Origin of the sequence: Pseudoalteromonas tunicata (assembly GCF_002310815.1) — a bacterium.
GTDB lineage: Bacteria > Pseudomonadota > Gammaproteobacteria > Enterobacterales > Alteromonadaceae > Pseudoalteromonas > Pseudoalteromonas tunicata.
Window position 1 is genome coordinate 358,845 of the sequence record NZ_CP011033.1, and the last position, 15,514, is coordinate 374,358.

At 41.2% G+C, this 15,514-nt stretch carries 12 protein-coding genes and 2 pseudogenes; 7 read left to right on the forward strand and 7 right to left on the reverse strand.

What is annotated here, in order from left to right:
- Nucleotides 1-27: 27 nt before the first annotated feature.
- Nucleotides 28-1,121 (reverse strand): annotated as a pseudogene (locus PTUN_RS19180) (IS3 family transposase); the annotation flags it as partial.
- Between the two features lie 154 nt (nucleotides 1,122-1,275).
- Between PTUN_RS19180 and PTUN_RS19190 the strand changes: the two are divergent.
- From PTUN_RS19190 to PTUN_RS19205, 4 genes and pseudogenes are all read left to right on the forward strand, one after another.
- Nucleotides 1,276-2,469, forward strand: a complete 1,194-nt coding sequence (locus tag PTUN_RS19190; protein WP_096035274.1) for an IS4-like element ISPtu1 family transposase — start codon at nucleotides 1,276-1,278, stop codon at nucleotides 2,467-2,469.
- A gap of 559 nt (nucleotides 2,470-3,028) precedes the next feature.
- A complete protein-coding gene (locus PTUN_RS19195; RefSeq protein WP_009837071.1) occupies nucleotides 3,029-4,981 on the forward strand; it encodes a PAS domain-containing sensor histidine kinase in 1,953 nt (650 codons plus the stop codon).
- Nucleotides 4,982-5,043: 62 nt separating this feature from the next.
- Nucleotides 5,044-5,445, forward strand: a complete 402-nt coding sequence (locus PTUN_RS22325; protein ID WP_009837070.1) for a response regulator — start codon at nucleotides 5,044-5,046, stop codon at nucleotides 5,443-5,445.
- A 231-nt stretch (nucleotides 5,446-5,676) separates the two neighbouring features.
- Nucleotides 5,677-5,796 (forward strand): annotated as a pseudogene (locus tag PTUN_RS19205) (transposase); the annotation flags it as partial.
- Nucleotides 5,797-5,881: 85 nt separating this feature from the next.
- Here PTUN_RS19205 and PTUN_RS19210 read toward each other — a convergent pair.
- Together PTUN_RS19210 and PTUN_RS19215 are read right to left on the reverse strand one after the other, a co-directional pair.
- Nucleotides 5,882-6,151 (reverse strand): superinfection immunity protein, encoded by a 270-nt coding sequence (locus tag PTUN_RS19210; protein WP_009837068.1) that lies wholly within the window; start codon nucleotides 6,149-6,151, stop codon nucleotides 5,882-5,884.
- A 57-nt stretch (nucleotides 6,152-6,208) separates the two neighbouring features.
- The gene (locus tag PTUN_RS19215) at nucleotides 6,209-7,684 is read right to left on the reverse strand and encodes an amidohydrolase family protein (protein WP_009837067.1); all 1,476 of its coding nucleotides are present in this window, start codon (nucleotides 7,682-7,684) and stop codon (nucleotides 6,209-6,211) included.
- A gap of 185 nt (nucleotides 7,685-7,869) precedes the next feature.
- On the opposite strand from PTUN_RS19215, the gene PTUN_RS19220 reads away from it, so the two are divergent.
- Together PTUN_RS19220 and PTUN_RS19225 are read left to right on the forward strand one after the other, a co-directional pair.
- Nucleotides 7,870-8,394 carry an RNA polymerase sigma factor gene (locus tag PTUN_RS19220; protein WP_232284971.1) on the forward strand — a complete coding sequence of 175 codons (525 nt, stop codon included), beginning with the start codon at nucleotides 7,870-7,872 and terminating at the stop codon, nucleotides 8,392-8,394.
- On the forward strand, nucleotides 8,384-8,983 hold the full coding sequence (locus PTUN_RS19225) for a hypothetical protein (protein WP_009837065.1): 600 nt from the start codon (nucleotides 8,384-8,386) through the stop codon (nucleotides 8,981-8,983). Before PTUN_RS19220 ends, PTUN_RS19225 begins: the two co-directional genes overlap by 11 nt.
- Before the next feature lie 124 nt (nucleotides 8,984-9,107).
- Here PTUN_RS19225 and katG read toward each other — a convergent pair whose 3' ends face one another.
- A complete protein-coding gene (gene katG, locus PTUN_RS19230; protein WP_009837064.1) occupies nucleotides 9,108-11,321 on the reverse strand; it encodes a catalase/peroxidase HPI in 2,214 nt (737 codons plus the stop codon).
- A 196-nt stretch (nucleotides 11,322-11,517) separates the two neighbouring features.
- On the opposite strand from katG, the gene PTUN_RS19235 reads away from it, so the two are divergent.
- On the forward strand, nucleotides 11,518-12,054 hold the full coding sequence (locus tag PTUN_RS19235) for a hypothetical protein (RefSeq protein WP_009837063.1): 537 nt from the start codon (nucleotides 11,518-11,520) through the stop codon (nucleotides 12,052-12,054).
- Nucleotides 12,055-12,296: 242 nt separating this feature from the next.
- Here PTUN_RS19235 and PTUN_RS19240 read toward each other — a convergent pair whose 3' ends face one another.
- The 3 genes from PTUN_RS19240 to PTUN_RS19250 form a co-directional block, all read right to left on the reverse strand.
- Nucleotides 12,297-13,445 (reverse strand): hypothetical protein, encoded by a 1,149-nt coding sequence (locus PTUN_RS19240; RefSeq protein ID WP_009837062.1) that lies wholly within the window; start codon nucleotides 13,443-13,445, stop codon nucleotides 12,297-12,299.
- A 10-nt stretch (nucleotides 13,446-13,455) separates the two neighbouring features.
- Nucleotides 13,456-13,896, reverse strand: coding sequence for a type 2 periplasmic-binding domain-containing protein (locus PTUN_RS19245; protein WP_009837061.1), 441 nt, complete (start codon nucleotides 13,894-13,896; stop codon nucleotides 13,456-13,458).
- A 432-nt stretch (nucleotides 13,897-14,328) separates the two neighbouring features.
- Nucleotides 14,329-15,483, reverse strand: a complete 1,155-nt coding sequence (locus PTUN_RS19250; RefSeq protein WP_009837060.1) for a PepSY-associated TM helix domain-containing protein — start codon at nucleotides 15,481-15,483, stop codon at nucleotides 14,329-14,331.
- Nucleotides 15,484-15,514 lie beyond the last annotated feature (31 nt).

The window sequence follows — 15,514 nt, forward strand, 5'->3', positions numbered from 1 at the left end:
TTTGTAGAGTTAACCAAGTTGTTCTGGTCAACTCCAACCGGACACTTTTCTAAAGGAATGTTCATACTCAATGGGTGATTGGTCGCCGTTCGACGAATGCAACCGATCCAGATTGTAATATTTCACATACGCTGCAACATCTTGCGTCATATGCTCTCTTGTTGGTTGCGCTACCTTGAACAACCAATCATGTTTTAAACTACCGAAAAACCTTTCAACTACGGCGTTATCCCAACAAGCACCGACGTCTCCCATACTAGCGCGACAATGAAGTCGCTTTAATAAGTCTCTAAAGCGTTTACTCGTGTATTGAGAGCCTCTATCACTATGAAACACTAAACCTTTTGGAGGCTGTCGTAAGCGATGGGCTTTCAAAAACGCTTGTTCAATCAAGCCCGTCGTCATACGTTTTGACGTATGCCAACCCACAATGCGACGACCAAATAAGTCCATTACAATTGCAAGGTATAGCCAGCCTTCGCCGGTTTTTAAATAACTCACATCGCCTGCCCACACTTGGTTGGGGCCTGGCGGATTAAAATTCATATTCAATAAATTATCCGCCACAGCATCACTGTATTTGCGCTTTGTCGTGACTTTGTAAGCGATGCGCTGCTTAACCACTAAACCCAATCGTTTCATCAAGTTAATGACCCGATGACGGCTAACATCGAAGCCTTCTTTACGAAGCTTTTTCCCAAGCTCTCGACTACCCAGACTGTCTCGACTTACTTCAAAAAGCCTCTTCGCTCTTCGATGTAAATTCAGTGTTTGTGCACTGATAATTATCGCGGGGCGCTTTCGCCAAGCATAGTATGCAGATTTGCTAACTCGCATCACTTTACACGACATTGCAACTGGGTACTGTTTACCTAAACTTGTTATAAATGAATATTTTATTTCATTTCTTTTGCGAAAAACGCTGAAGCCTTTTTTAATATTTCGCGCTCCATCAGCAAACGCTTATTGTCTTTTCTGAGCTGAACGAGTTCAGCCCGATCATCCTTGGATAACTCTGAATCTTCATTTTGTTGTTTAAACTTCGCTACCCAGTTATAAAGTAGCTTGTCAGTAATATTTAGCGAAGCGGCCGCTTCAACAACTGTAATAGATGGGGTCAGGTCGTAATAGATGGGGTCAGGTCCTGACGAATCCCCACAATTTGATAATATAAATCAATAAGATAATATAAAAAAAATAGTTGAAGTGAAGTGCATAGCTAATTTTGATCTTATATGCTTTTTCCGACCAAAGAAATTACATACTAAATCGACTATGCACTTAAATAAATTATTACATAAAACATTTTCTAATACAGTAGGTGTTATTGATAAGCGTAACCACTGCACATTAATGAAAGCAGCAGCAACACTCTGCCAACATACGTTCATATCCATTGCTGCTTTGGGAAGAAAGCTAAAGAGCAATGCGAAGGTTAAACACAATATTAAACGAATAGATAGGTTATTTGGCAACCCTCGCGTCCAGTTCGCCCGCTATCACTATTACCAAGAAATCACTCACCGCGTGATTGGTCAAATTAGACGCCCATGCGTGACGATTGATTGGTCTGGGTTAACACCCTGTGGCGAGTTTCATTTATTACGGGCAGCGGTGCCAGTTAAAGGTCGAGCAATGACAATCTATGAGCAAAGTTTTCGTGAATGTGAATACATGAAGCAAAGCGTACATAAGGATTTCATCAAAACACTTAAATCAATATTACCTTCTGATTGCAAGCCGATCATTGTTACCGATGCAGGATTTCGCAACCCTTGGTTTAAGTTAGTGCTTAAATTTGGTTGGGATTTTGTAGGTAGAGTGAGGCATCAAACACAATATCAAAAGCCAGAAGATGATACGTGTTGGTTACCAGTAAAAACACTTTATTCTAAAGCGACAGCAAAACCCGTTTATCTATTTGAAACACAACTCGCTAAAGCCAATTCATTGAGTGGTCACTTTTACTTGTTTAAATCAAAGCCTAAACAAAGAAAAAAGAAAAATCTTCGAGGAAAAACGATTCGCTGCAGCGTAAGCTTGAAACATGCTAAAGGCGCCACGGAGCCATGGTTATTATTTACCTCACTGTGCAATATTAATTATTCAGCGCAAGATATGGTTAAAATTTACAGCCAGCGAATGCAGATAGAAGAGTCCTTTCGAGACTTAAAAAACACGAGTAATGGTTTGAACTTACGTCATTGTCGTAGCTATGAAAAAGGCCGTTTAAATGTCGCATTATTGATTGCATTAATTGCTAATTTTATCCTTTGGCTAGCAGGTTTAACGGCAAAAATATTAAATGTGCATAGAAGCTTTCAGGCGAATACGATAAAGAATAGAAACGTGCTGTCTAGCTTTAGTTTGGGGACGCAATACTTCGAAAAATTTGGTTATAAAATAAAACTGAAAACGTTTTTAGAAGCACTCAAGCAATTAAATAAGGATTGCCGTGAGTGCTTGTAGCTTGGATAAAATTGTGGGGATCCCTCAGGACTTGACCCTGACGAATCTCCTTCCAGTTTGGCGCATAGACGCCGTTTTGGGAGTGTCCATCTCATCACCCATAAATATCTTCTTGAAATAAAATGATTTTTAAAATTTAGTGCTCGTAAAATAATCGTTTAACCTCGGTGTAGCGCAGCACCTCGGGGTTCTCGGTGGTGAAAACGTTTGTATCTCACAATGACGCCAAAAGCTAAGTGGTGTCGCGATAAATCACGACCTACAATCTGGGTGTTTACTTCAACATGTTTTTAATCGGTTGGGTTGGGTTGTTTTGGTTGAAATGTGAGCGATTATGATGTGCTTTAACCTTGTTGTAGCACAGCGCCTTGGGGCGCTCGGTGGTGGAATGTTTTTTTATCACAATTGTTCCCAAAGATAAGACTTGTTGTGATAAATCACGACCTAGGGAGTCAGTGTTTTGGTAATTTATGTATTGAATGTTTTATATTTCAATCTGTTTTGGTGGTTTTAACCTACACTTCGCTTATCTATTAGAATCACTGATTGAGATTAATTGATGCCAGAAAGAAGTTACAATTTTTTGGAAGATGAAAACAAGCGGCTTAAGTTAGAACTTGAGCAAATTACGTTCGAAAGAGATAAATATAAAATGCTGTTTGATGCGTCAGCCGATGCATTATCGATCATCGATTTAAATTCAGGCAAGTTTGTAGAGTGTAATCAAGCTGCGGTTGAGATGCATGGTATTGCTAGTAAAGCGGACTTTTTAACCTTAATACCTTCTGATTTATCGCCTCTATTTCAGCCATGTGGCCGCCCTTCTGAAGATATGGGCAAAGCGTACTTAGAAAAAGCATTGCACGACGGAGCTCAATTATTTCAGTGGACGCACACGCGCTTAGATGGATCCATCTTTCCTTGTTTAGTATCACTGACAGCAATCCATTTCAACGAAACCTGCTTAGTATTGGTAATTGGCAGAGATATTACTGCACTGATTGAAACGCAAGACAAATTAAGCGCGGCATTAACCGAAATTAAACGTTATGAACACGCATACTTAAAAGAGAAGCAAAAATTTGAAACATTTGTAGATTTGGCCCCTGTGGGCATTGCGATAAACGCGTTTGATAATGGCGCTTTTAATTATGTAAATCGCGAATTTAGTCGTTTTACGGGCTATAACGTTGATGAACTTAATGAGATGGATTACTGGGAACTCACACCACAATCTTATCAAGCTCAAGAGCAAGAACAGTTAAATTTACTATCTGATACAGGACGTTACGGTCCATATAAAAAAGAATACACTCATAAAAATGGTCACACTTACCCCGTTTTATTATCGGGTATAAAAATAACTGACGAGCATGGTAATAATGTTATCTGGTCTGTGGTACAGGATATTTCTCAGCAAAAGACAATTGAAGACCAATTAATTGAAGCTAAAAAACAAGCTGATGCTAGCAATCGTACCATGCAGTTAGCGAATGATTCTGCAGGAATTGGTGTATGGGAATGGGATTTAACGACCAATGCGTTAGTGTGGGATGACTGGATGTACAAATTGTATGGCATTTCAGCAAAAACGTTTACGGGTGCCTTTGAAGCATGGACAAACAGCGTTCATCCTGATGATATTGAAGGGGCAAAAGCGGAGTTAGAGTCTGCAGTGGCTGGCCTTGGAGAATATAACCCTGAATTTAGAGTGGTGCATCCTGATGGATGTGTAAGAACGCTCAAGGCCAGTGCGGAAATTTTAAAAGACGAGTGCGGACAGCCAATCAAAGTCGTTGGTGTAAATTACGATGTAACTGAGAAAGTCATTGCGATGAATACGTTAGCCAAAGCTAAATTAGCCGCTGAAAATGCTGCTAAGGCTAAAAGTGATTTTTTAGCTAACATGAGCCATGAAATTCGTACTCCGATGAATGCCATTTTAGGCGGGTTGCAATTGTTACAAAGTGCTCAGCTAGAAGATAACTTGCGCATCATACTCGATAACGCCACTTATTCGGCACAAAGTTTACTTACCATCATTAATGATATTTTAGATTATTCAAAAATTGAATCGAACAAACTTGAGCTAGAACAAGCGCCTTTCTCTCTGGTTGATGTGGTAGATTCGGTCAAATATGATCTTGATGCGCAGATAAGTAATAAGGGTCTCGATTTTGTAGTGACCATCGATGAGCGTTTTGTTGATGGTTGGGTGGGGGATTTTGTTCGAGTAAAACAAATCTTGTTAAATCTTGTCTCTAATGCGGTTAAATTTACGCATAACGGGCATGTTGAGCTAACGATTGATTACACGCGCTATCACGACCAGCAGGCAGTATGTATTAACGTGATTGATTCGGGTATTGGCATGAATGAAGAGGCGCAGCAAAAAATATTTGAGCGCTTTTCGCAGGCCGATACTTCGACAACCCGTCAATATGGGGGCACGGGGCTAGGGATGTCGATAACGAGTAATTTGGTGGCATTAATGGGGGCCATATTGAGCTGACTAGTGAGCTTGGAAAGGGAACTCGGGTTAGCGTTGTCTTGCCTTTGGAAAAAACCACTCTGATGGTTAAGAAAAATAACGCTCAATCGTTGTTAGCACCTAATCTAACAGGGAAAAAAATACTCATCGCTGAAGATAATAAGATTAATCAAATCGTGATCCAAACGATGTTAAAGGCCACTCACGCTCAATTAACAATGGTCGAAAATGGGCTGTTAGCAGTCGAACTATTTGCAAAACAAGGCTTTGATTTAGTGCTGATGGATATTCACATGCCTGAGATGGATGGTATTGAGGCGCAACAAAAAATTCGAGAGGTGAATAAACAAATACCGGTGATTGCGTTAACAGCTAATGTGATGGCCAATGACGTTAAAGCGTATTTAGCGCAGGGATTTGCTGCGCATATTGCCAAACCTATTGATATGAAGAGTTTATATGGCGTGCTTAAGCAGTATTTTTAATGAGTTACCGAAACAAACTGGGGCAGCTCTATCTTTTTGTCTTTCAATTAAATAAACCTATAAGTTCTTGTTTACCTAATTAAAATTACTATGCTTATTGAATTGTAAGTATTCAGCCCCAGCCAGTATTGGCGCTTTTTTATTTGCAGGTAATTAGTGTTTTGTCGCGATAAATCACGACCTTCAAATAGTGAGCTGTGACGTTGTTTAGATACATTTTCTGCCTCGGTGGCGAAGCCCCCTTCGGTGATGCTCAAAACTATTTTGCTTGGTTATGGGAATGGTTTAATCAGTAGCCGTCATCTTGTCAAAGCGTGCGAGAGTAATATTCTGTTTATGAGTGCGTCGGGTTGGTGTTGATCAGAAGATGCAGCAGTGGCTACAAATGAATGCCACTGCTGATTTTGATTAACACGGTGCCAGTTGCGCACAATTGCTAATGACTGATTGGTTTTAAACGTGCTTTTGCTGCGAGTTTATCGCTCAGTTTGCCAGTAACAGCCCACACACATAAAGCTATCCATGCGATCCATGATAGGCCTGCCGGGACATTAAGTAGCGCGATTTTTAAAGCATGTTGGCGATTAAATAGTAACGCTAATAGGCTTGGTAAAAACCACACAACCAGAAAAAATACGCCAAATAGGATTAACGTTAGGGTATTGGCTTGTTCTAATACTGTTAGGTAATTTTGTATTGTTTCCATGGGAGATTCCTCGTTTTAGTTTGTTCGTCAGTGATAAAAAAGTGATTAGTGCGTTGTTTACAGCACAGCATCGGTCAAGGTTGATAATTGTGCTTTAAGGTCTGCCACTTGTGTGACATTGCCGCGTTGCACTACGGTGTTAATTGTTTTGAGTGCATCAAGGCTCTTTAGCGGGTTAGCTGCCATAACAATAAAGTCAGCGTTAAACCCGACCGCCAATTTTCCGGTATCGGTTAAACCAAGATGACGGGCACCATTGATGGTCGCAAGTTGCAAAACCTGCCAATTGCTAAGCCCAGCAGCTTGGCTCAGTTGCAATTCGCGCAGATAAAATGGGCCACTGGTAAAGCTGTCGGTGCCAATTGCCAGTGGTACACCGGCATCGTAAAGGCGCTTAAATAATTGCTGCACTTTGGACATTTGTTGTTGAGCTAAGGTAAAGTCCTCTGCTGTCCAGTTATAACTAGGCGCAGCCATGGTCGCGCGCCAATGCTGGCGTAATTGTGGATGAAATACCCACATATCTTGCTCGGGGTAGCGGGTTTCAAGCTCCTTAGCAAAGTAAAATAGTTCATTCACTACCATGGTTAAATCAATATTGGTTTGCTGCTTGGCCAAGGTTTTAAACAATTGTTGCATCGGCTCACTGTCATAATCGACATGTTGGAACCAGCGGTAAATAAATCGTTGGTTATAAGGGTCTTGTCGTTCTTCTTGATAGCTTGTTTTATGTTCGCCTGTCAGGAGTTCTGCGCTGGTTGGTAAAGCATGGGTTAAGGCATCAACGCCTAACTCTGCTGCATATTGCCAGCTGACATTATCAAGATGAGCAACGGTTTTTAAGCCAGCTGATTTTGCTAAGTGCACGCCCATGGCCACTTCGTCTTTATTGAGGCCCGTATAAAGCTTGATGTATTGTACGCCTTGTGCTTTTTGGCTAGCAATTTCAGCTTGCCAGCTTGCTTCATCTTTTGGGTAAACTGCGCCACCTAAAATAGGTGTTGGTTCAAAAATATAACCTGCATAAATCAGTGCAGGGCCTATCCACTGGCCTGAGTTTTGCTTTTGCGCATAGTCAAAATTGGCGGCAGGTTCACCGGCAGGGCTAAATGCGGTAGTGATCCCCGACGCAAGCGTCGTCAGCGCATGATAGCGAGTTATTTGGCTATGTCCTTTCATTGACAAAATAGGCGTGTCACCTTGCATTTCAACCCGATGTGGCCCTGCTGTAAGGTGCAGATGCACGTCGATTAAACCGGGTAAGACAAATTGGTCATTTAAGTCAATATGTTGCTCTGCAATAGGCAAAGTAGGCTGTGCGCTGTGTTGTTGACCCATTGCGATAATGCGACCTGCATTGGTTAATAACCAACCGTCTTTAAGTTGCTGCTCGCTTGCGGGATCGAGTAACGTTGCGTTGTGGTACAGCACTGTGCCTGTTTGTTCTGCATCTAAAAGGTTTGATGGTGTATTAGCCCAAACGTGCCCCACTGTTAGGCTGCTAATAAGGTAAATAAGTGAACGTTTTTTCATTGTTACTCTCTGCTGTGTGATGTGTTTGTTTTTTAAGTCGTGGTATTTTTGTATTGTGTTACATAAAATTTTTTATTTTTTTTATGTAACACTTTGCCAAGCAGGGCAGACTAATAGGATGGTAGGGTAAGCGCAGGAGTGAGTATTTGTGTTTATCAAAAATAAATTTAGCGACGAGGTTTTGTTTGACCACATTCGATTCGAGTTTAATGACGCCTGAGCAGTTTTTACTGCACTTATGGCAGCAAAATCAGGGAGCAATTAGTCGAACCTTGCTTGCTTGTGAGGCAGATCCGGCCGCTCGGCAAGATTTAAAACAGGATGTCTTTTTGGCTTTACATCAGTCAGTTTCGCGTTTGCAGGAGGCGCAAAACCCTCGCGCTTATTTGTTTAGGATTGTTCACAATGTAACGGTTGATCACATTGCTCGGGCGCAGCGCTTTAAATGGCAGCCACTCGAAGACGATATTCATCATGTGATGCTGCAAGAATGCCCCTCTGCAGAGGTAGATGAACGCCAGCAAAATCAACAGTTAATGAATGCTGTTCGTCGTTTATCGCCGGCTAATAGGCAGGTGATCCTGTTAGCCATGGAAGATTTAGATGCACCTGAAATTGCAGATATTTTGCAGGTAAGCCATGGTGCGGTGAGGGTGCGACTGAATCGTGCCAAAATAGAATTGATGGAGTTGATGCAACATGACCGATGATTTTGACTTTAAAGCGCTGGCAAAAAGCTGGCAACAACAGCAAACCCCAAAAGAGCACGCTCCAAGTGTTGATGATTTAGCGCAAGCAAGTAAGCGCCAGCGTCGCCAGCGAACTCTAATGTATGGCGAATGGCTAGGTGCGTTAGTGATGGCGATGGCAGCGTGTTGGATAGTATTTACCATTCCAGGCTGGCTTGGTGGAGTGTCTTGTGCATTTTTGGTTTTCGGTGCGCTCAGTACATTTTATATTAGTTGGCAGGTGCATCGTCCTATTTTAGCGTACGACAATTGGAGCTGTGATGGCTTAGTGCAATTTCGCTATCGGGCGTGTCAGTTAAGTGTGCAATACCTGCGTTATACTCAGTGCTCTTGTATTGCTTTAATGGTGTTTAGTGGCGTACTTTGGCTGTTGCATTGGTTGCAATTAGATCACGCAACCGAACAATTATTAGGGTTTTATACGTTTATCGTTTCACCGCTTTGTTTGCTTGCTATTTATAAGCTACAGCAAAAAATACGTCAGAAAACCACAGAACTTGGGCATCTTAAGGTTTTAGTTGCTGACTTTGAGCACAGCGCACAAAACTAGGATGTTAGGTGGTGAGAACGAATATTGGTGAACTGAGATAAAAAAGCGGCCGAGGCCGCTTTTTTAATTTTTAAACTCTGGGTTGTAAACTCATGTTTTAATCGATTGTTTTAAAAAAAAGGTATTAACGTAAATCAAAACGGTCTAGTTTCATTACCTTGCTCCATGCGGAAACAAAGTCTTCAACAAATTTTTTCTCAGCACCTTGGGCTGCATATACTTCGGCCATTGAGCGTAGTTCTGAATTAGAACCAAAAATTAAATCAACTGGTGTTGCTGTCCATTTAAGCTGATTTGTTTTGCGATCATGGCCTTCGTAGACACCTTCGGTACCTGATTTTGTCCACTTGGTTGACATATCGAGTAAGTTAACAAAAAAGTCATTGTTTAACGTGCCCGGTTTTGCGGTCAACACCCCATGTTGTGCGCCATTGGTATTGGCATTTAGGGCGCGCATACCACCGAGTAATACGGTCATTTCTGGCACGGTTAGATTGAGTAAGTCTGCCCGTTCAATCAGCATTTCAGCCGGTGAAAAGTAGCTTTGTTCGCTGTAAAAGTTACGAAATGCATCGGCTTTCGGTTCAAGCACTTTGAATGATTCGACATCAGTCATTTCTTGCGAGGCATCCATTCGCCCTGGAGTAAATGGTACTTTAACTGTGTGGCCCGCTTCTTTTGCTGCTTGTTCAATGGCACTTGCGCCTGCTAAAACAATTATATCTGCCAGAGATATTTTTCTTTTACTCGACTTTTTGTTAAATTGCGTTTGGATTGCTTCGAGTTTAGCTAATACTTTACTGACTTCTGCAGGGTTATTAACCGCCCATTCGTTTTGTGGCGCTAAACGAATACGTGCACCATTTGCACCACCGCGCATATCGGTATCACGATAACTTGCAGCCGACCCCCATGCAACACGTACTAATTCTGGCACCGTTAAACCTGAGCTTAAAATGGCGTTTTTAAGGGATGTAATGTCCTTTTCATTCACTAAAGGGTGGTTCACCTCTGGAATGTAGTCTTGCCATAATAAGATTTCTTTCGGTACTTCGCTGCCTAAATAGCGGGCTCTTGGTCCCATATCACGGTGATTGAGTTTAAACCATGCTTTGGCAAAGGCGAGCTCAAACTCTTTTGGATCGTTAAGAAAACGCTGTGAAATCTTATTAAATTCAGGATCTTCTTTTAACGCGATATCGGTTGTAAACATAATTGGTGCATGACGTTTACCTTCAATATGCGCATCTGGTACTAAGTTGGCCGCTTGGTTGTTTTCAGGGATCCACTGCGTTGCGCCTGCTGGGCTTTTAGTTTGTACCCAGTTGTAAGCAAACAAGTTTTGTAAGTAGTTGATTGACCAACGGGTAGGAGTCACAGTCCATGCACCTTCTAAACCACTGGTGATGGTATCTTCAGCATTACCTTTGCCGCATTTATTTTTCCAGCCAAATCCTTGCTCTTCAATGGCCGCGGCTGCGGGTGCAACATCAAGGCAGCCGGCTTTTTTAGCGCCATGGGCTTTACCAAAAGAATGTCCGCCTGCAATAAGTGCAACAATTTCTTCATCATTCATTGCCATACGACCAAATGACATGCGAATGTCGTTAGCTGATGCAATTGGATCAGGGTTGCCATGTGGTCCTTCTGGGTTTACGTAAATTAGCCCCATTTCAACCGCAGCTAAAGGCCCTTTCAATTTGCCTTTTTTGTCGCGGCGCTCGTCAGCTAAAAATTTGCTTTCTGGGCCCCAATAAACGTAGTCTGGCTCCCAATCATCTTCACGGCCACCAGCATAACCAAAGGTTTTGAAGCCCATTGATTCAAGTGCCACGTTACCTGTTAACGCGATTAAGTCAGCCCAAGAAAGGTTGTGGCCATATTTTTGTTTAATTGGCCAAAGCAAACGGCGCGCTTTATCAAGGTTGGCGTTATCTGGCCAGCTATTGAGTGGATCGAAACGTTGTTGACCGCCACCAGCACCACCTCGGCCGTCATGAACACGATAGGTCCCAGCTGCATGCCAGGCCATACGAATAAAAAATGGACCATAATGACCGTAATCGGCAGGCCACCAATCTTGTGATTGTGTGAGGACTTGCTCAATGTCAGCTTTGACTTGGTTTAAATCAAGACTGAGAAAAGCTGCTTTATAATTAAAATTTTCACCCATTGGGTTAGATTCTTCACCATGGGCGCGAAGTGGGCTTAGGTTGAGCTGTTCAGGCCACCAAAATTGATTGGTTTTAATATCATTAGTGGCTTGGGCATTGGCACTTATTAGCATTGACACGGCAATCGCTAGTTTTGAAATTGTCGCGGTAGGTTGTTTTAACATGATGACTCTCCTTTGAGTTAGCAGGTGAGACTATAGGTATCAATGTCAAAATTTACTAAGGGGATAAACAGATTGAACAAATCGGAAAAATCGACAGAGGTATTTTCGCTAGAAATAATATAAACGAATCTATTTTAGAAAGTATTACGTAATAAGGTATAGATATTGGTTAAATTTAGTCATTAAAGGGGATGTAATGTTTAAGGTGATGTTTAGCGCAGTCGTATTGTTGGTACTCGCGGGGTGTTCGAGTAAGTATCCTAATCAGCAATTGGTCGGAAAACAGTTTCCGACCGTATCGGGCGAAAGTTTAGAAAAAAATCAAGTTGTGATCCCTCGCGACTTTAATAATCAACATACTTTGCTCCTTATTGGTTACAAGCAAGATAGCCAATTTGACATTGACCGCTGGCTAATTGGTCTTGATATGACAGATACAGTGCTGCCGACTTATGAATTGCCAACAATTCAAGGAATGGCGCCAAGGATGTTCAGTACTTTTATTGATAGCGGGATGCGCAAAGGGATCCCTAAAGAGCTGTGGGGTGGGGTAATAACCATTTATAAAGACGGCGATACAGTGCAGCAATTCACCGGCAATGAAAATCCGAATAACGCCCGCGTAGTGCTCATAAATCAGGCAGGAGTAATTATCTATTTTTACGATAGAGGCTTTTCAGTTGGCGCCCTTAATGAGCTCAAATTGGTGTTGGCTAACTCGCTTCAATTTTAGATAATAAGCTAATCCCTGGTAGCCATTCTCAACGTATTCAACGTTGGACTTACGTGCACTAGGCCTGCCATTGACGCGACCATTCGTTTTGTTAGCCTTGAAAATTTCTGTCTAGAGTTGAATAACTTAGATATTTACTTTTCAATGCGTTGGTAAATCTCTTATCCAGCATTGAGGTTTAGTAACATTGAAATAAAAAGGCAAGGTTGAGGTTCAACCTTGCCTTTGTGTTTTAAGTGTGGTTAAAAAATAAAATCGACACCGACAGTGATGGTATCGGAGTCACCGTGGTACGCCCAACCGGTTGCTTTATCACCTTGATCAACAAACTTATCATATTGTAACTTTAATGACGCGCTTTGATGGAAATCGTAGCGTACTCCATAGCTTAATAAATAATGCTCTTCGTAATCTTCCTCATTAGCTCGTTTGGTGCGTTTTTGATCGGCTTTTGAGTAGCTGATATAGGGATGAAACTGATCCATATGATAGACTAGCGATACTAAATAAGTTGGAAATTCAGTACCATAGATATCATCGTATTTCACCATATTCATATCGAATAAAACAGTGAAATTGGCTAAGTCAACATTTCCCCCAAGGCCCAAAAATTGTTGAGAAAATGGGGTGTAGTCGGCGATACTGCCATCTTGTGCAATGGTTTCTCTATCTCGGTCATTTTGGAAATAAACAAATCGAACATTAAAGAAATCACCCGATAAGTTCCAGTTCATACCAACAATATCGGTCCAAAACTCGTTCACAGCCCTTGCATTGCCGCCATAGAGCTTATCATAGTAATTCATTTCTTTGTTTTCGTTAGAATACTCATTGCCATAGAAGAAACTGACGGTATTAGAATATCCCCCCATATCAAAATCGTACATCGCGGTAAAGCCATTAAACTGCGTGACTTGCCACCAATATAAATTTGAAGGTGGTCTCATCCACGGATAGGCATAGCCCACTTCAGAAAACTCTGAAAAATAATACATCGGAATATTACGACGACCGACCATCAGCGTTAGCTCATTGGTAGCTTGATAGGTGAGGTAATACCAATCAAGCTCAGGTCTAAAGTCATCGGTACCTTTGGCCACTAATTGGCCTGTTACTTTTAGTTTATCGCCCATATCGGCTGATATTTGCAGGGCAAACACCGTTTCAGGTTCAAAAGTAAAATCATTACTGTATTGGCCTACATCATAAAAATCAGCGGTAAAAATCTCGTCTCGTTTAGTGCCGGGTTTTAGCGGGTCTTCAACCGTGCCTAAGGTTTTACCTGCTACGATAGAACCAAAACCGGAAATACTGACTTCTGCTTGTGCAATATGTGATACACAACTTCCAGAAATAATTAATGCTAAGAGTGTTTTGTTAAAATGCTTCATACCGTCCCACCTAAAATTTAGCAATTACTTTGACATCATCAGTTACGGACGAAACGCTAACATAGCCAATCGCTCCTTTATTTGATGATATTGTTGAAATAATTTCGGCATCGGATGCAAGTTCCATCGGCATATTACCTTTACCTGTGAATACCAACTTAGACCAGTAAGCGTTTACTTGGCTGCTGGTTCGCCCAAGCACGCTTTGATTGAATTCATCCCTTGTGCTCATGTTTTTTGCGGCATTCATAGGTATCGCAACATTTCCGTCGGGATAAGACTTCATCCGACCGGTAAATATTTTTTCGATATCTGCTTTTTCAAGAGTGGTATTGTTGGCGGTGTTAACAATTACGGCAATTTCGGCTGAGGCTCCAAAAGTGGTGGATAACCCTGAGAGCATGATGGCGGCTAATATACTTAGTCGATTTACGTTACATGGTTTATGCATTATTAAATCCCCGATATTAACTCTGGCAGTAATATCTACCAGATTGTTTGTAGCAAGATAACTATAGAATTAGTCTGTAAATTCGCCAATTTTTGAGTTAATTAGGGAGGATAAGTGCAGTTTTTGCGCTATTGATATGCCATGAAGTTTAAAATAGCTATTTTAGCGCCCAATAAAAAATAGCTGCTAACTAGCGTTAAGATTACATATCACAATAATTGAATCTGATGATTTGTATCTATGATATCTAAGGGCCGCAAGGTTTCTAGATACAAGTTTTATATTAGAGAAAATCACATTGAGTGGAATGAATAAAAGCCCCTTAAATTAATATAAATGGGGCTTTATGGTTTAGAACCAAAGTGATTAAAATAGAATAATAATTATTAATTCACTGAGCTTAGCGTAAGCATTTTAGTGGTTAAGCGGCCCTTAATTTTGGCATCTTTTTGAGTTTAGTACCGCTGAATCTGCATTAATCGAGTGAGATTTTCTAGCGCGTTTGTTTCGTCTTGAAATCCATAAATAAGCACCTGTAATCCCTAATAATAAAGGTGTTAAGCCAACGATGGTATAAATTACTTTGCTTGTGAGTCCGGCGAAATTGCCAAAATGAAGCTTTCTGAAGGTATCGACCATGACCATCACAAAAGATTGTTGTCGGATATCGTAACTATTAAGCAGATTACCTGTTTGGGCATCAAACGTTAAGGTGCTGCCATAATCACTTAAAAGGGGATTATTACTGCTGACTTTGCCAAACAAGGTGATTGGATATTTGGGCTCAGTTGGCATTAATACATAGGTTGTTTCAAACCCTGTTAGGTATTGTTCTGTTTGGGTGAACAGCTGTTCAAAATTGAGATCACTATTGTATAAACGAGCGCTTATTTTATGATGCTCTTGCCCATCTTGGTGTTCTTGCCACTCATGAACATAAATAGCGATATTGTAATAACCTCCGGTGATGCCAAGTACTAATAAAATAGGTGACGCAAGGGTGCCAACCATTTTATGGAGATCACTAAAGACCACTAACAAGCGCTGATCCCACCGTAAGGTAAATATACGACGCCAAAAGTGTCGATAAATAATCAGACCTGAGATCCCTAAAAAAATTAAAAGTAAGGCAAAAATACTAGTAAAAGCCGTTCCTAAATGCTCATCTAACCCTCTAATATCATTTAATAATAAAGTGTAGTGTAACTCAAGTAACCAATCGGTGAGATAATGACTCATCAGGGTCGGTTCACTGAGCTTGTCACCCGTAAATGGGTTGATATGCGCTTTATACCAAATATCTGTGCCCTGTTTTATAAGATATATCCGGTCTGCTTGGCCATTATTACCGAGTAACTCCCAACTGCCGAGCTCATAATCTGGATAGTGCTGATGGATTTGTTGCAATAATCGATTAGCATTAAGGCGTTGCTCGCCTTCAACCACAGCAGCGATATCTGGCATTAGCCACATATCGATTTCTGTTTTAAATACTAAAATACTGCCGGTAAGACAAATTAACATAAAGGGGATTAAGCAGAATAATCCCGCCCAGCCATGCATTTTGTAAAGTTGTTTTTTAGTCATTCTTATACCATTAAAACGGTTAAAGCACGGC